This window comes from Kitasatospora sp. NPDC041988 (assembly GCF_055588525.1).
The window spans coordinates 20278-39018 of sequence record NZ_JBVJCO010000059.1; the positions used below are offsets into that span (position 1 = coordinate 20278).

Below are 18741 nucleotides of genomic sequence, written 5' to 3' on the forward strand. Positions count from 1 at the left end.
CCACCCGCCCCAGACGACCAAAGCGCCAAAGAACCCCGCCCCCCCCCCCCCCCCCCCCCCCCCCCCCCCCCCCCCCCCCCGCTTCCGTTCACGCGCCGGGAGTCAGCTCGCGCCGGGCCCGGCTGGTCCGGCACCGACCTCGACCGGCACCCGGACGGGCTCGGCGGCCGCCGGTACCGCCACCAGGCGGGCGGCGCCCTCCGGTGCGGCCGGGGGCCCGCCGGGGAACCGCCGCTCGATCGCCTTCAGCGCCTTGCGCCCCAGCTTCTGGAACGGCAGCTCCACCAGCCGGTACATCAGGTAGGCGGCGGCCAGCGCGATGGCCAGGTACTCCACCACCCACAGGGTCTTCCCACCCGTCGTGGTCGGAGCCGGGTGCGCCAGCAGCGGGGCGATGGTGTGCAGCAGCGGCACGTGCAGCAGGTAGAGCGAGAAGCTGACCGCACCCAGCCAGGTCAGCACCTTGGGGAACCGCCGCTTGCGCAGCGCCATCCCGCCGAGGAAGGTGGCCCAGGCCCCGGTGTAGGACGCCGACCAGGCGATCCAGCCCGAGTTCCAGGTGTTCAGCTCCACGCCGTTGCGGTTGTACATCCAGCCGATCGCCACCCCCGCGACCACCACGAACCCGCAGCAGAGCCACGCCTGCACGCGGTCGATCTGGCCGTGCTCGGCCCGGTAGAGCACCGTGCCGGCGAACATCGTGGCGAAGATCAGCAGGGTCTCGAAGACCGGCGCCCGGCTGTTGTTGAGCAGCAGCACCGCCCCGAGCCCGGCCACCAGCACCGCGCCGGTGCGGGTCAGCACCGGGTTGCCGCTGAGCATGCAGGCGAATCCCATCACCACGATCAGGGCCGCTGCCAGGACCAGGTTCCGGGTCGAGCCCAGGTCGTGGGCGATCGTGCCGGTGGCGAGCGAACCGCCGAACACCAGCCCCACGGCGGCGAATCCGACGGCGATGCTGCTGCTGCGCCGGTGCCAGCCGAGGGTGAACAGGCCCGTGACGAGGAAGTAGAAGATCATCTCGTAGGTGAGGGTCCAGGTCACACCCATGCCGTTGATGACGTTCAGCATGTCCTGGAGCATCGTCGCGTTGGCGACCAGCGAGATGAGGTTGTGGCCGGTGCGGAACAGCGCCACCGATCCGTCACCCTCGGGCAGCATCAGGATCGACACCGTGAAGGTGGCGATCAGCGCCGGGTAGATACGGAACAGGCGCCCCACCCAGAAGGCCCGGACGTCACCCCGGCGTTCCAGTGAGGCCGGGATGATGTAGCCGCTGACCAGGAAGAACAGCATCACGCCGTACAGGCCCAGGTCGAAGTGCCACCAGATCGCGCCGCCGAACGGCAGCATCTCGAGGATGCCGAAGTGGTGAAGCGCCACCACCAGGGCGGCCAGTCCGCGCAGCGCGTCCAGCCACCCGAGCCGGGCCCCGGCTCCTACGGCCGCCGCCCCTCGCGTAGTTCCCCCGGCTCTACCGGGAAGCCGCAGTCGTATTTGGGTCACGGCGAGGACAGTAGCCCATCCACCGGAACCCATCGTTCCCGGAGCACCGGCTCGGCACCCCGGGCCCGGGCTCGACAGAGCGCCCCGGGGGCGGCCGTCGGACGGCCGCCCCCGGGGCTTCGCGGGGCACCCGCCGTGGATCAGTTGTTCTCGTAGACCCCGAACATGTCCACGACCAGGTCGATGTCACCGCCGCTGGCGTTCCAGAAGTCGACGATGCCGTTGGCACCGGGGTTCGCCTGGACCAGGTTGGGCACGGTGTCCCCGGCCTTCCAGTTCAGCGTGGAGGTGTTCGGCTTGACGGGCAGGATCGCCGTGTCGGCGTTGTACTGGGCCATGCTGTTCGGGTCCGGGAAGACCGTCAGGTGGCCCGCGTCCTTGGTGTTGGTCACCGTGCTGTTGAGCACGAAGCCGGTGAACTGCGGGCGCCCGTCCGACAGCGGCATGTAGATGTAGTTCTGGCTGGGCAGCGGGCCGAAGCCCCAGGAGTCCTCGCGGGTGTCCAGCAGGCGGGTCGGGAAGACCGGCAGGTAGGCGCTCTTGCTGTCGTCGCCGTAGTAGCCGACCACGTCCACGATCACGTCGGACGGGCCCCCCGCGGCGTTGAGCACCTGGATCCGGCCGTCCGCGCCGATCGGCACGATCACCGAGTTGGCGACGGTCTGGCCCGCGCGGAAGTTCAGGTTGGAGGCGGTCGGTGCCAGCTGGCCGCCCGGGTAGACGGTCAGGTGGCCGTCGGTCCTCGGGTCGGTCACGGTGACGTTGAGCGCCACGGCCTTGGCCCCGGCCGGGACGCCGGCGGCGCCCTGGACCTGCACCGGGAACGACGTCCAGCCGGCGACCTGGCCGCGGGCGGTGCCGAGGCCCTCCCGGGTGTCGACCAGGCGGGTGGGGGAGACCCCGGTGTAGCCCGCGGTGGCGGTGTGGCTGAAGTAGCCCGCGACGTCGGCGATCAGGTGCACCGAGGCCGCACCGCGGTTGTACAGGTCGACGTAGCCGTCGGCGCCGACCGGGACGATGACCAGGTTCGGAACGGTCTGGCCCTCGGTGTAGTTGACGTTCGAGGTGGTCGGCCGGTCGGCGCCGTCCGGGTACGCGATGATGTGGCCGGCACCGCCGGGCTCCGTGACCGTGACGTTGAGCGCCACCGCGGTGACCCCGGCCGGGATCCCGCCGTTGCCGGCGATCTTCACCCGGACCAGCCCGTCGTTCCCCACCTTGCCGGCGGGCGCGCCGGTACCGTCGCGGGTGTCGAGCAGACGGGTCGGGCCGTACGGGGTGTAGGCCGAGCCGGGGGTCGCGATGGTGACACCGTTGGACGCGGTGGCGTCAACGGTGTACAGGTTCACCTTCACGTCGTACACACCGAGCTTCGCGTAGGTGTGCGTGCGCTCGACCTGGCTGGTGCCGGTGGTGTAGACCTCGGTCGCGGTGCCGTCGCCCCAGGAGATCATGACGGTGATGGAGACGGGGTCGCTGACGATGTCGGCCGTCAGCTTGACGCCGTAGGCGCTGGTGCCCTCCACGGTCACGCCCGTCCCCAGGTTGGGGTTGGCGGCCGGGGCGGCCGTGCCCTCCTGTGCACCGGGCGCGTCCTGGGCGTTCGGCGCGGCCTTGCGCAGCTGCTTGACCGTGGCCCCTACCGGGCTGCTGGCGGTCGTGAACGCCGGGCTGGAGATCTTGTTCACCGGCGTGGTGCTCGCGCCGTGGGTGCCGGCGGCGGGAGCGGGCGCGTCGGCCGCCTGGGCCAGACCCGGAACGACGGCGACACCGGTCGCCACGGCGGCCGCGATGACGATGAGACGGTGACGAGGCACCGTACCCCCCAAGAATTATTGAATGATCATCAAATAAGGCTCGCACAGAGTACAGAGGGCACGGGTACGGAACAAAGCCGATTTCCCTTGCTGCGCAAAGGCCCTGGGAGGGGGGTGCAAGGCCTCGCGACCCGGCCCCGGGAGACCCCGCGGTTCAGCGGCACAGAGCCGTTTCCACGACCCTGTCGACACGCGCCCCGGCGGCCTCGCGGGGTTCGAAGTACCGGACGTCGTCGCCTGTCCGGTCAGTCCCTCGTCATGTCGACGAACCGCGAGTAGTGGCCCTGGAAGGCCACCGTGATGGTGGCCGTCGGACCGTTTCGGTGCTTGGCGACGATCAGGTCGGCCTCGCCCGCGCGCGGGGACTCCTTCTCGTAGGCGTCCTCGCGGTGGAGCAGGATGACCATGTCGGCGTCCTGCTCGATCGAGCCGGACTCACGCAGGTCGGAGACCATCGGCCGCTTGTCGGTGCGCTGTTCGGGACCACGGTTCAGCTGGGAGAGCGCGATCACCGGCACCTCCAGCTCCTTGGCCAGCAGCTTCAGGTTTCGCGACATGTCGGAGACCTCCTGCTGACGGTTCTCGGCCCGGCGGGAGCCGCCGGACTGCATCAGCTGGAGGTAGTCGATGACGATCAGCTTGATGTCGTTGCGCTGCTTGAGCCGGCGGCACTTGGCGCGGATCTCCATCATCGACAGGTTCGGCGAGTCGTCGATGAACAGCGGCGCCTCGCTGACGTCCGGCATCCGGCGGGCGACCCGCGTCCAGTCGTCGTCCGTCATGTTCCCGGAGCGCATGTGGTGCAGCGCCACCCGGGCCTCGGCGGAGAGCAGGCGCATGGCGATCTCGTTGCGCCCCATTTCGAGCGAGAAGATCACGCTCGGCAGCTTGTTGTGGATCGAGCAGGCGCGTGCGAAGTCCAGCGCCAGGGTGGACTTGCCCATGGCCGGTCGGGCCGCGATGACGATCATCTGGCCGGGGTGCAGGCCGTTGGTCAGCTGGTCGAAGTCGGCGAAGCCGGTCGGGACGCCGGACATCTGGCCGTTGCGGGAGCCGATCGCCTCGATCTCGTCGAGGGCGCCCTCCATGATGTCGGCGAGCGGTGCGTAGTCCTCGTTGGTGCGCTGCTCGGTGACGGCGTAGATCTCCGCCTGGGCGGCGTTGACGATCTCGTCGACGTCGCCCTCGGCGGCGTAGCCCATGCCGGCGATCCGGGTGCCGGCCTCGACCAGGCGGCGGAGCACCGCGCGCTCGTGGACGATCTGGGCGTAGTACTCGGCGTTGGCGGCGGTCGGGACGGAGTTGACCAGGGTGTGCAGGTAGCCCGGGCCGCCGACGCGGGTGAGCTCGCCGCGCTTGGTCAGCTCGCCGGCCACGGTGATCGGGTCGGCCGGCTCACCGCGGGCGTAGAGGTCGAGGATCGCGCCGTGGATCAGCTCGTGGGCGGGCCGGTAGTAGTCGGCCGGCTTGAGCACCTCGACCACGTCGGCGATGGCGTCCTTGGAGAGCAGCATGCCGCCGAGGACGGACTGCTCGGCGGCGAGGTCCTGCGGGGGGACCCGCTCGAAGCCGTCGACGCCCTCGGAGCGGTCGTCCTCGCCCTGGCGCCACTTGCCGTCGCGCTGGGAGCCTCCGGAGCCCTTGCCGCCCTTCTGGAAGCCCCCGCCCTGGCCGCCCTTCTGGAAGCCGCCGCCCGAGCCCTGACCGTTGCCGCCGCGCCCGCGCGAGACCGGCAGCCGGTCGCCGGGGCCGTCCGGGAACGGCGCGTCGGCGAAGGCTCCGGCGGGGAAGGGGTCGTCGGCGGTGGGCCAGTCCTCCTCCGGCGGCGGGGCGTCGTGGTCGTCGTACTGGGGGCCGGTCACGCGTGTTCCCCGATCAGCGAGTGGTGCGAGTTGGAGCGGGCCTTGCCGGTGGCTGGGTGGATCGGAGCCGCGCTCCTGATACTGCGCCACCGCATTTCTACGCCACCACACCGACAAATCGGACGCCGGGGGCGGGTGGGAGTGTCGGACGGAGAGCCCACGCTAAGGCGCCGGGAGCTCTTCAGCCAAGGCGGTTATCCACAGGGGGTGTGGACGAGCGGCCCGAGGCTGTGGAGAAGTGCCGCAAACCTGTGGACGCCCCTGTGGAAAGCCTTGTGGATAACCCGACCATCGATCCACCGTCAACCAGCTGACCTGCAACTACCTCTTCCCGGGGCTGTGCATGAGAAATTCTTCACACACAGCCGGGTGGCCGTGGACACATCCCGCGCCGGAGCCGTCGCTCAGGATTTCGAGTAACACCTCAAACCGGCTGGCACTCATTACCTGTGGATGAGTAGCCTTGACCGCATGACCGCCCCCACCACCGACCGCCGCCGGCACGACCGGGAGATCCTCGCCCTCGCCGTCCCGGCCTTCGGCGCCCTGGTCGCCGAGCCGCTGTTCCTGATGGCCGACTCGGCCATCGTGGGCCACCTCGGCACCTCGCAGCTGGCCGGTGTCGGCGTCGCCTCGGCCGCGCTCACCACCGCCACCGGGGTGTTCGTCTTCCTCGCCTACGCCACCACCGCCGCGGTCGCCCGCCGGATCGGGGCCGGGGACCGCCGGGCCGCCGTCCAGCAGGGCATCGACGGCATCTGGCTGGCCCTGGCACTCTCGGCCGGCGTGGTCGCCCTCACCCTGCTGCTGGCGCCCCGGGTGGCCGACGTCCTGGGCGCCTCGGCCACCGCCGCGCCGTACGCCGTGACGTACCTGCGGATCAGCGCACTCGGCATCCCGGCGATCCTGATGGTGATGGCCGCCACCGGCGTGCTGCGCGGGCTCCAGGACACCCGGACGCCGCTGCTGGTCGCCGTCGCGGGCTTCACCGCCAACGTCGGCCTGAACATCGGCCTGGTCTACGGAGCCGGGCTCGGCGTGGCCGGTTCGGCCTGGGGCACCGTGCTGGCCCAGACCGGGATGGCCGCCGCCTACCTGGTCGTGGTGGTGCGCGGGGCGCGCCGGGAGCGTGCCTCGCTGCGGCCGGACGCGGCCGGCATCCGCGCCTGTGCCAGGGCCGGCGGGCCGCTGATGGTCCGTACGCTGAGCCTGCGCGCCGTCCTAATGATCGCCACCGCGGTGGCCGCGGGGCTCGGTGACGACGAGATCGCGGCGCACCAGATCGCCATGACGGTGTTCCTCTTCATCGCCTTCGCACTGGACGCCATCGCCATCGCCGGCCAGGCCATCATCGGCCGCTACCTGGGCGCCGAGGACGTCCCGGGGGCGAAGGCGGCCACCCGTCGGATGATCGAGTGGGGCGTCGGCTCCGGCCTGGTGCTCGGCCTGCTGGTGATCGTCGCCCGGCCGCTGTACGTCCCGTTGTTCACCCCGGACCCGACGGTGCAGGCGCAGCTGAACACCGTCCTGCTGCTGCTCGCGCTCTGCCAGCCGGTCGCCGGCCTGGTCTTCGTGCTGGACGGGGTGCTGATGGGTGCCGGGGACGGCACCTATCTGGCCTGGGCGATGCTGGCCACGCTGGCCGTCTTCGCCCCGGCGGCGTTCGCGGTCCCGGCCACCGGCACCGGGCTGGCCGGGCTCTGGTGGGCGATGAACCTGTTCATGCTGGTCCGCGGCGGCTTCCTGGCCTGGCGGGCCCGCGGCGGCAAGTGGCTGGTCACCGGCGCGGTGCGGGCCTGACCGCCGGGAACGCCGGGAGCGCCCAGGGCGCCGAGAGCCCCCGGAGCCACCGGCGGGGACGACGGGCGCCGGGAACGACCGAGGGCCGGCCTCCCCGGAAGGGGGAGACCGGCCCTCGGGCCACAGCTACGGAGCTCAGGCAGCGACGACGGCGACGTCGAGGTTGGCCTGGACGTCGGAGTGCAGCTTGACCGAGACCTTGTGGGTGCCCACGGTCTTGATCGGCGAGGCGATCGCGACGGCGCGCTTGTCCACAGCCGGACCGCCGGCGGCCTTGATGGCCTCGACGACGTCGGCCTGGGTGACCGAGCCGAACAGACGGCCGGCCTCACCCGAACGGACGGCCAGCTTGACCTGGACGCCCTCCAGCTTGCCCTTGACCTCGTTGGCGGCCTCGAGGGTCTGGATCTCGTGGATCTTGCGGGCGCGACGGATGGCGTCGACGTCCTTCTGGCCGCCCTTGGTCCAGCGGATGGCGAAGCCACGCGGGACCAGGTAGTTGCGGCCGTAGCCGTCCTTGACCTCGACGACCTCGCCGGCGGAGCCGAGACCCGGCACCTCGTGCGTGAGGATGATCTTCATTACTTGGTCACCCTCTCTTAGCGCGCGGTGCTGGTGTAGGGCAGCAGCGCCATCTCACGGCTGTTCTTCACGGCCGTGGCGACGTCACGCTGGTGCTGGGTGCAGTTGCCGGTGACCCGGCGGGCACGGATCTTGCCACGGTCGGAGATGAACTTCCGCAGCAGGTTCGTGTCCTTGTAGTCAACGTAGTTGACCTTGTCCTTGCAGAAGACGCAAACCTTCTTCTTCGGCTTGCGAGCAGGCGGCTTCGCCATTGTGTGCTCCATTTGGGGTTCACGGCCCGGCAGGCGTCTCACGACGCCGGCCGCCGGGCCGCACGAAATCTGTCAGCTCTTAGAACGGGGGCTCTTCCGAGAAGCCGCCACCGGACGGGGCGCCCCAGCTGCCGCCACCCTGGTTGCCACCAGAGGGAGCGCTGGACGCCCACGGGTCGTCGGACGGGCCGGACTGGCCGCCGCCGGAGTTTCCACCCCAGCCGCCGCCACCCTGCTGGCCGCCACCGCCGCCCCAGTTACCGCCCTGGCCGCCGCCCTGCTGGCCGCCGCCGAAGCCGCCGCCACCGGGAGCGCCGGACCGGTTGGCCCGGGTGACCTTCGCGGTCGCCGAACGCAGGCTCGGGCCCACCTCGTCGACCTCGACCTCGAAGACCGTCCGCTTCTCGCCTTCCTTGGTCTCGTAAGACCGCTGGCGCAGTCGGCCCTGCACGATGACGCGCATGCCGCGCTGCAGCGACTCGGCCACGTTCTCCGCCGGCTGCCGCCAGACGTTGCACGTGAGGAAGAGGCTCTCGCCGTCCTTCCACTCGTTCGTCTGACGGTCGAAGGTGCGGGGGGTGGACGCGATGCGGAACTTCGCGACCGCCGCACCCGACGGGGTGAAGCGCAGCTCGGGGTCGTCGACGAGATTGCCGACGAGGGTGATGACGGTCTCGCCTGCCATGGTGGTGATGACCTCTCCGGAAGAGTTCCGTTCACCGCTGTTTCACGTGAAACAGCGGACGCGAGCTACCCGAGGCCCGAGGGCCTCAGAGGTGGCTCAGTGGGTGTCCGGGCGCAGGACCTTGGTCCGCAGAACCGACTCGCTCAGGCCCAGCTGGCGGTCGAGCTCCTTGACGACCTCAGGCGTGGCCTTGAGGTCGATGACCGAGTAGATGCCCTCGGACTGCTTGTTGATCTCGTAAGCCAGACGGCGACGGCCCCAGGTGTCGACCTTCTCCACCTTGCCGCCGCCGTTGCGGACGACGGTGAGGAAGTTCTCGATCAGGGGGGCGACAGCGCGCTCCTCAACCGAGGGGTCGAGGATGACCATCAGCTCGTAGTGACGCATGAGTAACCCACCTCCTTTGGACTCAGCGGCCACGGTCTCTCCGTGGCAGGAGGGTTGTGCAGCGTCGGCACCGGAGCAGTGACGACACCGGCCACCGTAGCGGCCGGGTCCGACAATCGAGCCCCGCCCGACCCGGAAGAGGGCACAAGGGGGCACAACTACACCAGTGCAGAGGGCACAGCCTACCTGCACTCGGACGGCCGAACAAAACGCATAGGGGTTGTGATCCCCACCCAACCGCCGCAATCTGGACGGAACGGGTTTCCTGCTCGTTCGTCTCCTCGCCAGGAGGTAGGACTCATGGCTCTGACCATCCACGGGCTCCCGCTCACCCTGAACACCGACGGCCACCGGCACCCCCGCGAGAACACGCTGGTCGGCATCACGGCCCTGCTCGGCGTGCTGGCCTTCACGACCTCGTTCTTCCACGGCCTCCACGCAGTGAGCTCGTGGACCGGGCTCTTCGGCGTCGTCACCGGCCTCTGGGGACAGTTCGTCTCCGTCACCACGGCCGAACGCTTCGTCCTCATGATCACAGTCGTCGCCTCCGCGTGGGGCCTCTACCTGGGTATCGCCCGCGGCGGCTTCTTGGGCTGACCCTCCCGCCGGCCGGTCCACCGGCCCGACCCGCCCGACAGAAACGGCCCCGTCCGCCCCACGAGGAACCCTCGGCGCCCCCGTCGCGTACCTACCTGATGGAGACAGGTACCCGACGGGGGCGCTGCCGCGCCCGCAGCCGAACGGGCCCCGGAGGATAAAGTCACCCCCGAGAACCTGGGGCCCCCACCGAGCCCGACCGACGAGGAGCACCGAGCATGAGCCTGCGCCTGAGGACGATCACCCGCGAGGAGCACCTCGCCTTCATCAGGAGCCGCGCCTCGGCGAGCCACATGCAGGTGCCGTCCTGGGGCGATGTGAAGGCCGAATGGCGCTCGGAGTCGATCGGCTGGATCGACGAGTCCAACCAGATCGTCGGCGCCGGCCTGGTGCTCTACCGGCAGCTGCCGAAGGTCAAGCGGTACCTGGCGTACCTGCCCGAGGGCCCGGTCATCGACTGGTTCGACCGGGACCTCGACCGCTGGCTCTCCCCGATGCTGGCGCACCTGAAGTCGCAGGGCGCGTTCTCCGTGAAGATGGGCCCGCCGGTGGTCATCCGCCGCTGGAACGCGCCGACCATCAAGGAGGCCATCGCCGGCAAGCAGGCCAAGCGCCTGCGCGACATCGAGGCCGACTGGTACGAGCCGCGCGCCTTCGAGGTGGCCGACCGGCTGCGCAAGGCCGGCTGGCTGCAGGGCGACGACGGCGGCGCCGGCTTCGGCGACGTCCAGCCGCGCTACGTCTTCCAGGTGCCGCTGGCCAACCGCTCGCTGGACGACATCCAGAAGGGCTTCAACCAGCTCTGGCGCCGCAACATCAAGAAGGCCGAGAAGAGCGGCGTCGAGGTGGTCCAGGGCGGCTACGACGAGCTGCCGATCTTCCACCAGCTGTACCTGGTGACCGCCGAGCGCGACCGCTTCACCCCGCGTCCGCTGGCCTACTTCCAGCGGATGTGGAAGGCGCTCACCGCCGAGGACCCGAACCGCATGCGGCTCTACATCGCCTACCACGAGGGCGAGCCGCTGGCCGCGACCACGATGCTGGTGGTCGGCGAGCATGTCTGGTACTCCTACGGCGCCTCGGCCAACCACAAGCGCGAGGTCAAGCCCTCCAACGCGATCCAGTGGCGGATGATGCGCGACTCGTACGCGCTCGGCGGCGGCGTGTACGACCTGCGCGGCATCAGCGACACCCTGGACGAGGACGACCACCTGTTCGGCCTGATCCAGTTCAAGGTCGGCACCGGCGGCCAGGCCGCCGAGTACCTCGGCGAGTGGGACTTCCCGCTCAACAAGCTGCTGCACAAGGCGCTCGACCTCTACATGTCGCGTCGCTGAGCAGTCTGCGCCCCGCCGTGCCCAACACCCCCTGGGAGATGACCCGATGACGCTGTCGCTCTACCTCGACACCGAACGCTGGCGTACCCACCAGCGCTCCGTCCTGGCCGAGTTCCCCGGCCTGGTGCCGGTGGCGAAGGGCAACGGCTACGGCCTGGGCAACCACCGGCTGGCCGAGGAGGCGACCCTCCTCGGCACCGGCGTGCTGGCCGTCGGCACCGCGTACGAGGCGGCCGACGCGGCCGACTGGTACGGCGGCGAGCTGCTGGTCCTCACCCCGTACCGGGTCGGCGAGGAGGTGCTGCCGCTGCCGCACGCCCGGGTGATCCGGACGGTGGCGAGCGTGGACGGGCTGCGCGCGCTGCGCGGCTCCCGGGTGGTGCTGGAGTGCATGACCACCATGCGCCGGCACGGCGTGAGCGCGGCCGACCTGCCGGTGGTCGCCGCCGAGCTGGACGGCGTCTCCTTCGAGGGCCTGGCGCTGCACCTGCCGATGGACCGGCCGGACGGCTCCTCCCCGGTGGACGAGGTCGCCTACTGGGTGGACACCGCCCGGGCCGCCGGGGTGCCGGTGCACACCGTCTTCGTCAGCCACCTCGGCGCGGCGGGCATGGAGGAGCTGGGCCGGCGCTACCCGGACACCGTCTTCCGGGCCCGGATCGGCACCCGGCTCTGGCTCGGCGACCACGGTGCGCTGGAGGTCCGGGCGACGGTGCTGGACGTCACCCCGGTCGCGAAGGGCGACCGCTACGGCTACCGCCAGCACCCGGCGCCGACCGACGGCCACCTGCTGGTGGTCGCCGGCGGCACCGCGCACGGCATCGGGCTGGAGGCGCCCAAGTACGTGCAGGGCATGTCCTCGCGAGCCAAGGGGATCGCCCGGGCCGGCCTGGCGACGGTCAACAAGACCAAGTCGCCGTTCAACTGGGCCGGCAAGCAGCTCTGGTTCGCCGAGCCGCCGCACATGCAGGTCTCGCTGCTCCTGCTGGACAACGAGACCAAGCCGCCGGCGGTCGGCGACGAGCTGACCCTGCAGGTCCGGCACACCACCACGCACTTCGACCGCGTGGTGGACCGCTAGCCGCCGCCAGGGGCCTGTCCTACGGCCTGGTGCTCTCGGCCGGTTCCGGGGTGTGCGGCTCGTCGAGCCACTGCTCCGGGCCGGCCGGCGCGTATCCGGCGTAGCTCGCGTCCTCGCGCAGCTGCCGGGCGGTGCCGAGCACGAAGACGTCCGGGGCCTGGTCGAGCACCCCGCCGGACGGGTCGTCGCTGCCGTCCCAGCGCACCGGGTCGCGGTCCGGCAGCAGCACGTCGCGGATCACCATCCCGACCAGGTAGAGCGTGCCGAGCAGGTGCAGCGCGATCGCGAAGTGGTACCAGGACTCGCCGATCCCGTGCTGCTTGGGCCCGGTGACGAAGCCCAGGTGGGACCAGATGCCCAGGGTGTAGAGCACCTCGCAGGCCTGCCAGATCAGGAAGTCGCGCCAGCGCGGCCGGGCCAGCACCGCGAGCGGGATCAGCCAGAGCACGTACTGCGGCGAGTACACCTTGTTGACCAGGACGAACGCGGCCACCACCAGGAAGGCCAGCTGCGCGACGCGCGGGCGGCGCGGTGCCGAGAGGGCGAGCCACCCTATCCCCAGACAGCAGAGCACCATCAGCACCCCGATGTAGAGGTCGAGGTCCTCCAGCCCCACGCCCCGGCTCTGCATCAGGATCAGCCAGAAGGAGCCGTAGTCCTCCTTGCGGTGCTTGCTGAAGACGTAGAAGGTCGACCAGCCCTGCCAGTTGGCCACCATGATCGGCAGGTTCACCAGCAGCCAGGCGCCGACCGCCCCGCCCAGCAGGGCCCGGAACTCGCGCCACTTCCCCGCCCGCCAGCAGAGCATCAGCAGCGGGCCGAGCAGCAACAGCGGGTAGAGCTTGGCGGCGGTGGCCAGGCCGATGAAGACCCCGGCCCAGACCGGGCGCGAGCCGGCCCACCAGGCGAGTGCGACGGCGGCCAGCGCGACCGCCAGGAGGTCCCAGTTGATGGTGGAGTTGAGCAGCAGGGCGGGCGCGAGGGCGAACAGCAGGGCGTCCCAGGGGCGGCGCCGGTGGGTCCGGGAGACGGCGACCACCGCGACCACCGCGCAGGCCATCAGCAGGCCCGCGTTGATCGCCCAGAACCACTGCTCCTGGGCCTGCTGGGTGCCGCCGCCGGGTGTCAGCCAGGCCGCGACCTGCATGAACAGGCCGGTCAGCACCGGGTATTCGAGGAACTGCAGATCGCCCGAGGTGCCCGGGATCCGGTCCACGTACGGGTGCAGCCCGGCCGCGAAGCCCCGCCCGCTGAACAGGTGCGGGATGTCGCTGTAACAGGCGTGGATGTACTGCGGCGACCCCGGCTGGAACCAGGCGCCGTTGTAGCAGGGCAGCTTCTGCACCATGCCGAGCGCCGAGACCACGATCACCACCAGCGCCAGGAAGCGCGCCGGGATCCACCAGGAGATGCCGAGCAGGGCGCGCCGGCCGGGCGGGCCGCCGATCACCTCGCTGCCGGCCGCGGCGACCGGGTCCTCGTCCGCCGGGACGACCACGGTGTTGGCCGGGGGCGCTGCCGCGGCGGGGGCGGCGGAGACCGGGCCGGGCGCCGCCGGAGCTGCTCCGGCGGCCTCGATGGGCCCGATCTGGCCGGCGGATTCGTCAGGAGCGCTCGACGTCATGCCGGACATCCTGCCGCACCTCCCCCGGCTGAACGAGGAGGCCCCCTGAGCGGCTTCGGCCCGATCGGGCCAATCGTGACGAAACGGCGGTGGCGGCCCTCGGGAGAGGACCGCCACCGCCGTTCAGTGCTGCTCGGCGCCGTTCAGCACTTCTCGGCCGAGCGCTCGACGCGTCAGGGTGCCGTCCCCTGCTGGCCGGCGCCGGGTGTCGAGGTGGACGACGGGGTCGGCTTGCCCGTCTTGGAACCGGAGGGGCTGGCCGAGGACGAGGACGGTGCCGGCGGGGTCGAACCGCACAGGCCCGGGATGAGGCAGGTCGGCGAGGCACCGCCGCCACCACCGCCGCCACCGCCACCACCGGGCGGGTTCGTCTTGGTCACGGGCGGCGGCGTGGGCACGGTGCCCGGGCAGTCGACGCCGGGAACGCAGGACGGGCCCTGGGTCGTGGGCGGTGCCGGCGGCTGCGAGGCACCCGGTTCCGGAGCGGTGGGCGCCATGGTCTCGGTCGCCGAGGGCGAGGTCGTCGGCGAGGCCGTGCTCGGGGCACCGGAGGAGTCGACCTGGCTGCCGACCGGCTGCGGGGCCGGGAAGTCCATCTTCTTCTCGTTCGCCAGCGCCACCTTCATGTACCGGGTGAAGATGTCGGTCGGGATGTCACCACCGTGGATGGACTCCTTGCCGCCGGTGCCGTTGAGCGAGAGCCGGTTGTGCGCGGACGGGTCCTCGCGCCACATCGCGACGCTGGTGGCCAGCTGCGGGGTGTAGCCGACCCACCAGGCCGACTTGTTCTCGTCGGTGGTACCGGTCTTGCCAGCCACCGGCCGTCCCAGCGTGCTGGCCTTCTGACCGGTACCGTTCTTCGCCACGTTCACCAGCACGTCGGTGACGTTGTCCGCGACGACCGCCTCCAGCGCCTGCTTCACCTCCGGCTTGTTGAAGCCGGGGCGGGTGGCGCCCTGCCACTCGACCTTGGTCACCGAGTAGGGGTCGGTCTGCTTGCCGCTGGCCGCGAGGGTGGCGTAGGCGTCGGCCATCCGGATCGGGCTGATGCCGGAGGTGCCGAGCGGGAAGGTCGTGGTCTTCGTGTCGACGAAGCTCTCCTTGCGCACGCCCATCGCCTCGGCGATGTTGGCCACGTTCTGGCCGCCGACGTCCTGGTTGAGCTGGACGAACGGCACGTTGTACGACCACTGCATGGCCTGTCGCAGCGAGACGTAGCCGGGCTTGCGCTTGTCCTCGTTCTTCTGCCGGTACGGCTTGCCGTCGTCGCCGATCACCAACGAGCCGTCGGGCTTGCGGATCTCGGACAGGTCGTCGGCCAGGTAGCGGCTGTCGGCGTTGATCCGCTTCGGCTTGCCGTTCTCGGTCGCGGTCTGCACCCCGGTCTGCATCGCCGCGGCCAGCACGAAGGGCTTGAAGGTCGAGCCGACCTGGACGCCCTGGGCGTCGGCGTTGTTGTCGAAGTGCTGGTTCTCGACACCGTCGCCGCCGTAGATCGCGACGAGCGCGCCGTCACCGGGGCGGATGCTGGCCGCACCGAACTGGACGAAGTTGTCGTTGTCCGGGCGCTTCTGCACGTTGAGCGTCTCGCCCTTGACGTCGTCCACGGCCTTCTTGAGGGCGTCGACCTTGTCCTTCTCGAAGGTGGTGTAGATCTTGTAGCCGCCCTTTTCGAGCGCCTGCGCGTTGATCGTCGAGTCCTTGGTCGCGACGTACCGGTTGGCGACGTCGACCAGGTAGCTGATCTCGCCGTTCATGTTGGTCGGCGGGACCTTCTTGATCGGCTCGGGGAAGGTCGTGCACTTGGCACGCTCCTCGGGGGTGGTGTTCTTCGTCTCCACCATCCGCTTCAGGATCCAGTTCCACCGTTCGACCGCGCGGTCGTGGTTGCCCTTGATGCTCGGGTCGTACAGGTTGGCGCCCTTGAGCAGGCCGGCCAGCATCGCGCTCTGGCAGAGGTCCAGGTCCTTGGCGTTGACGCCGTAGTACGCCTGGGCGGCGGCCTGCGCGCCGGTTCCGCGGCCGAACCAGCTGGTGTTCAGGTACCCCTTCAGGATCTCTTCCTTCGAGTACTCCTGATTGACCTTCAGGGTGATGAAGAACTCCTTCACCTTGCGGTCGAGGGTCTGCTCCTGGCTGAGGTACGCGTTCTTCACGTACTGCTGGGTGATGGTCGAGGCGCCCTGCGTCTGACCGCCCTTGGCCATGTTGTAGGCCGCTCGCGCCATGCCCATCGGGTCGACGCCGCTGTCGGTCCGGAAGGTCGAGTTCTCCGCCGCGATGACCGCGTTCTGCAGGTTGGGGCTGATGTCGGCGAGTTCGACGATCTGACGGTTGGTCTCACCCTTGCGGGTCATCTCCGTGCCGTCGGCCCAGTAGTAGATGTTGTTCTGGTCCTTCACCAGATCCTTCAACGGCGGGATCGTGGTGCCCTGGTAGATGAAGAAGACCGTGCCGACGCAGGCCGCGAAGACGACCAGGAACGCGCTGAGCCACTGCCGCCAGGAAGGCAGCCAGCGACGGAAGCCCTCCTTGCCGAAGCGCGGGTAGTCGATGAAACGCTTCTTGCCGGGCTTGCCGCCCCGGCCGCCGCCCGCACCGGCGGCCGCAGTCTCGGCGCCGCCGCGCTTGCCGCCCTTCTGGGCCGCCTTGCGCATCTCGGCGCGGGTCATCCGGGGCTGCTGAGCGGTCTCGCGGACGCCCGGGGGGCGCCGCCGGCCGAGACCTTCCGAGCCGAGCTCGTCCTGTCCGGCATCGCTCGGCCGGCCGCTGTCGCCCGGAGGCTGCCCGCCGTTGGGCGACCTGCGCCGTCGTTCGCTCATGTTCCAGCTACTCCTCGCCAGGCGGTCGAGCCTGAAGGCAGGGTTCACGTCCGATGCCCGTAACCGCCCTAACCCCGGAGGTGGTCCTCGTGCACACGCGACAGCGTACGCAGCAGAGAAATACAACTAATCGGGCATCAGGTGCCAATACCCACAAAACGGCAGCAGATCATTACACGCCCGTTGCCAAGCACACCCGCGCGTCGCCTTGTGATCACATTCACGCGTGCCCCCCTTGCCCCGCCGGGGACCCCGGTTTACTGTTCTCGATATATCGAGCCGATACATCGGAGCGGCATACTGCCGGAGACGGCAAGCCACGGACCGGCTGAGAGGAAGGAGGACGACGGCATTGGGCAGGCGCTCAGGAGTGCTGGAGTTCGCCGTTCTCGGCCTGCTCCATGACGCCCCGATGCACGGATACGAGCTGCGCAAGCGGCTCAACGTCCTGCTCGGCTCGTTCCGTGCGTTCTCCTACGGAACGCTCTACCCCTGTCTGAAGAGCCTGGTGGCCCAGGGTTTCCTGGTCGAGGACAACCCGGACGTCGAGTACGTCCCGGCCACCGCGCTCAACGGCAAGCGGTCCAAGATCGTCTACCGGCTCTCTCCCGAGGGCAAGCAGCGATTCGAGGAACTGCTCGCCGACTCCGGCCCCGACGCCTGGGAGGACGAGCACTTCGGCGTCCACTTCGCGTTCTTCGGCCAGACCGACCGGGCCGTGCGGATGCGCGTCCTGGAGGGACGCCGCAGCCGGCTGGAGGAGCGACTGGAGCGGATGCGCAACTCGCTCGCCAGGGCGCGCGAGCGGTTCGACGACTACACCGTCGAACTGCAGCGGCACGGCCTGGAGTCGGTCGAGCGCGAGGTCCGGTGGCTCAACGAGCTCATCGAGACCGAGCGGGCCAACCGCACCGGCCGGACCGGACCGTCCACCGACGGGACCGGCCCCGCAGTACCCAAGACTTCGGACGGCCGTGGCCAGGAGGACGGATCCCCGGATCCGCCCGGGCCACCGTACGACCGCCCGGGGCGCTCCGCCCAGGAGCGCTGACACCGCGTCAGCCCTGTGCCGCGCGGTAGGAGTGGGCGCCTCGCGCGCCCGTCAAGCAGTCATCGAAGAAGCAGGACGAGCGCCGCCGAGGCCCGGCGGCCCTCATGAGATCACAGGGAGCAACCGGAATGGGTTCGGTTCGCGTAGCCATCGTGGGCGTGGGCAACTGCGCCGCGTCGCTGGTGCAGGGTGTCGAGTACTACAAGGACGCCGACCCGGCCGGCAAGGTCCCCGGGCTGATGCACGTCCAGTTCGGTGACTACCACGTCCGTGACGTGGAGTTCGTCGCCGCCTTCGACGTCGACGCCAAGAAGGTCGGCTTCGACCTGGCCGACGCCATCGGCAGCAGCGAGAACAACACCATCAAGATCTGCGACGTGCCGCCGACCGGCGTCACCGTCCAGCGCGGCCACACCCTCGACGGCCTGGGTAAGTACTACCGGGAGACCATCGAGGAGTCCGACGAGGCCCCGGTCGACGTCGTCCAGATCCTCAAGGACAAGCAGGTCGACGTTCTGGTCTGCTACCTGCCCGTGGGTTCCGAGGTCGCGGCCAAGTTCTACGCGCAGTGCGCCATCGACGCCAAGGTCGGCTTCGTGAACGCCCTGCCGGTGTTCATCGCGGGCACCAAGGAGTGGGCGGACAAGTTCACCGAGGCCGGCGTGCCGATCGTCGGTGACGACATCAAGTCCCAGGTCGGCGCCACCATCACGCACCGCGTGATGGCCAAGCTGTTCGAGGACCGCGGTGTCATCCTCGAGCGCACCATGCAGCTGAACGTCGGCGGCAACATGGACTTCAAGAACATGCTCGAGCGCGAGCGCCTGGAGTCCAAGAAGATCTCCAAGACGCAGGCCGTCACCTCGCAGATCCGCGACCGCGAGCTGGGCGCCAACAACGTCCACATCGGTCCGTCGGACTACGTGGCGTGGCTGGACGACCGCAAGTGGGCGTACGTCCGCCTTGAGGGCCGCGCCTTCGGCAACGTCCCGCTGAACCTGGAGTACAAGCTCGAGGTCTGGGACTCCCCGAACTCGGCCGGTGTCATCATCGACGCCGTGCGCGCCGCGAAGATCGCCAAGGACCGCGGCATCGGTGGCCCGATCCTGTCGGCGTCCTCGTACTTCATGAAGTCCCCGCCGGTCCAGTACTTCGACGACGAGGCCAAGGAGAACGTCGAGAAGTTCATCCGCGGTGAGGTCGAGCGCTGAGCGCAGCGAGGTTCGCGATTGTCCGCGCTGAGCGCTGAGCGCAGCGAGGTTCGCGATTGTCCGCGCTGAGCGCTGAGCGCAGCGAGGTTCGCGATTGTCCGCGCTGAGCGCTGAGCGCAGCGAGC

General features: G+C 70.1%; 15 protein-coding genes. 6 read left to right on the forward strand and 9 right to left on the reverse strand.

Annotated features, from left to right (window positions below):
* Positions 1-102: 102 nt before the first annotated feature.
* From ACZ6NC_RS37260 to dnaB, 3 genes are all read right to left on the reverse strand, one after another.
* Positions 103-1539, reverse strand: a complete 1437-nt coding sequence (locus ACZ6NC_RS37260; RefSeq protein ID WP_465738320.1) for an acyltransferase family protein — start codon at positions 1537-1539, stop codon at positions 103-105.
* A gap of 107 nt (positions 1540-1646) precedes the next feature.
* Complete coding sequence (locus ACZ6NC_RS37265) at positions 1647-3323, reverse strand: hypothetical protein (RefSeq protein ID WP_465738321.1); 1677 nt, start codon at positions 3321-3323, stop codon at positions 1647-1649.
* A gap of 245 nt (positions 3324-3568) precedes the next feature.
* Positions 3569-5059 (reverse strand): replicative DNA helicase, encoded by a 1491-nt coding sequence (dnaB, locus tag ACZ6NC_RS37270; RefSeq protein ID WP_465738341.1) that lies wholly within the window; start codon positions 5057-5059, stop codon positions 3569-3571.
* Between the two features lie 597 nt (positions 5060-5656).
* Here dnaB and ACZ6NC_RS37275 point away from each other — a divergent pair.
* Positions 5657-6985, forward strand: coding sequence for an MATE family efflux transporter (locus ACZ6NC_RS37275; protein ID WP_465738323.1), 1329 nt, complete (start codon positions 5657-5659; stop codon positions 6983-6985).
* Between the two features lie 135 nt (positions 6986-7120).
* On the opposite strand, the gene rplI is transcribed toward ACZ6NC_RS37275, so the two are convergent.
* The 4 genes from rplI to rpsF form a co-directional block, all read right to left on the reverse strand.
* Positions 7121-7567, reverse strand: coding sequence for a 50S ribosomal protein L9 (rplI, locus tag ACZ6NC_RS37280; RefSeq protein WP_465738324.1), 447 nt, complete (start codon positions 7565-7567; stop codon positions 7121-7123).
* Between the two features lie 17 nt (positions 7568-7584).
* A complete protein-coding gene (gene rpsR / locus ACZ6NC_RS37285) occupies positions 7585-7821 on the reverse strand; it encodes a 30S ribosomal protein S18 (protein WP_030304537.1) in 237 nt (78 codons plus the stop codon).
* A gap of 79 nt (positions 7822-7900) precedes the next feature.
* Positions 7901-8506 (reverse strand): single-stranded DNA-binding protein, encoded by a 606-nt coding sequence (locus ACZ6NC_RS37290; RefSeq protein ID WP_363613785.1) that lies wholly within the window; start codon positions 8504-8506, stop codon positions 7901-7903.
* Positions 8507-8602: 96 nt separating this feature from the next.
* Complete coding sequence (rpsF, locus tag ACZ6NC_RS37295; protein ID WP_148643846.1) at positions 8603-8893, reverse strand: 30S ribosomal protein S6; 291 nt, start codon at positions 8891-8893, stop codon at positions 8603-8605.
* A 300-nt stretch (positions 8894-9193) separates the two neighbouring features.
* Between rpsF and ACZ6NC_RS37300 the strand changes: the two genes are divergently transcribed.
* From ACZ6NC_RS37300 to ACZ6NC_RS37310, 3 genes are all read left to right on the forward strand, one after another.
* Complete coding sequence (locus tag ACZ6NC_RS37300; RefSeq protein ID WP_465571041.1) at positions 9194-9490, forward strand: hypothetical protein; 297 nt, start codon at positions 9194-9196, stop codon at positions 9488-9490.
* Between the two features lie 218 nt (positions 9491-9708).
* Complete coding sequence (locus tag ACZ6NC_RS37305; protein ID WP_465738325.1) at positions 9709-10827, forward strand: lipid II:glycine glycyltransferase FemX; 1119 nt, start codon at positions 9709-9711, stop codon at positions 10825-10827.
* Positions 10828-10873: 46 nt separating this feature from the next.
* Positions 10874-11908 (forward strand): alanine racemase, encoded by a 1035-nt coding sequence (locus ACZ6NC_RS37310; protein WP_465738326.1) that lies wholly within the window; start codon positions 10874-10876, stop codon positions 11906-11908.
* A 19-nt stretch (positions 11909-11927) separates the two neighbouring features.
* On the opposite strand, the gene ACZ6NC_RS37315 is transcribed toward ACZ6NC_RS37310, so the two are convergent.
* Positions 11928-13532 carry a glycosyltransferase family 87 protein gene (locus ACZ6NC_RS37315; protein WP_465738328.1) on the reverse strand — a complete coding sequence of 535 codons (1605 nt, stop codon included), beginning with the start codon at positions 13530-13532 and terminating at the stop codon, positions 11928-11930.
* 173 nt (positions 13533-13705) lie between these two features.
* Positions 13706-16354, reverse strand: a complete 2649-nt coding sequence (locus ACZ6NC_RS37320; protein WP_465738329.1) for a transglycosylase domain-containing protein — start codon at positions 16352-16354, stop codon at positions 13706-13708.
* A gap of 352 nt (positions 16355-16706) precedes the next feature.
* Between ACZ6NC_RS37320 and ACZ6NC_RS37325 the strand changes: the two genes are divergently transcribed.
* Positions 16707-17405, forward strand: coding sequence for a PadR family transcriptional regulator (locus ACZ6NC_RS37325; protein ID WP_465554876.1), 699 nt, complete (start codon positions 16707-16709; stop codon positions 17403-17405).
* Between the two features lie 128 nt (positions 17406-17533).
* Positions 17534-18616, forward strand: coding sequence for an inositol-3-phosphate synthase (locus tag ACZ6NC_RS37330; protein ID WP_465738330.1), 1083 nt, complete (start codon positions 17534-17536; stop codon positions 18614-18616).
* Positions 18617-18741: the final 125 nt, after the last annotated feature.

What these genes read in the sequence shown, in the direction of transcription:
- ACZ6NC_RS37300 (WP_465571041.1), top strand. Translation starts at nt 9,194, where the DNA reads ATGGCTCTGACCATCCACGGGCTCCCGCTCACCCTGAACACCGACGGC.
- ACZ6NC_RS37305 (WP_465738325.1), top strand. Translation starts at nt 9,709, where the DNA reads ATGAGCCTGCGCCTGAGGACGATCACCCGCGAGGAGCACCTCGCCTTC.
- ACZ6NC_RS37315 (WP_465738328.1), bottom strand. Translation starts at nt 13,532, where the DNA reads ATGACGTCGAGCGCTCCTGACGAATCCGCCGGCCAGATCGGGCCCATC.
- ACZ6NC_RS37260 (WP_465738320.1), bottom strand. Translation starts at nt 1,539, where the DNA reads ATGGGTTCCGGTGGATGGGCTACTGTCCTCGCCGTGACCCAAATACGA.
- rpsF (WP_148643846.1), bottom strand. Translation starts at nt 8,893, where the DNA reads ATGCGTCACTACGAGCTGATGGTCATCCTCGACCCCTCGGTTGAGGAG.
- ACZ6NC_RS37275 (WP_465738323.1), top strand. Translation starts at nt 5,657, where the DNA reads ATGACCGCCCCCACCACCGACCGCCGCCGGCACGACCGGGAGATCCTC.
- ACZ6NC_RS37330 (WP_465738330.1), top strand. Translation starts at nt 17,534, where the DNA reads ATGGGTTCGGTTCGCGTAGCCATCGTGGGCGTGGGCAACTGCGCCGCG.
- ACZ6NC_RS37310 (WP_465738326.1), top strand. Translation starts at nt 10,874, where the DNA reads ATGACGCTGTCGCTCTACCTCGACACCGAACGCTGGCGTACCCACCAG.
- ACZ6NC_RS37290 (WP_363613785.1), bottom strand. Translation starts at nt 8,506, where the DNA reads ATGGCAGGCGAGACCGTCATCACCCTCGTCGGCAATCTCGTCGACGAC.
- rpsR (WP_030304537.1), bottom strand. Translation starts at nt 7,821, where the DNA reads ATGGCGAAGCCGCCTGCTCGCAAGCCGAAGAAGAAGGTTTGCGTCTTC.
- rplI (WP_465738324.1), bottom strand. Translation starts at nt 7,567, where the DNA reads ATGAAGATCATCCTCACGCACGAGGTGCCGGGTCTCGGCTCCGCCGGC.
- ACZ6NC_RS37320 (WP_465738329.1), bottom strand. Translation starts at nt 16,354, where the DNA reads ATGAGCGAACGACGGCGCAGGTCGCCCAACGGCGGGCAGCCTCCGGGC.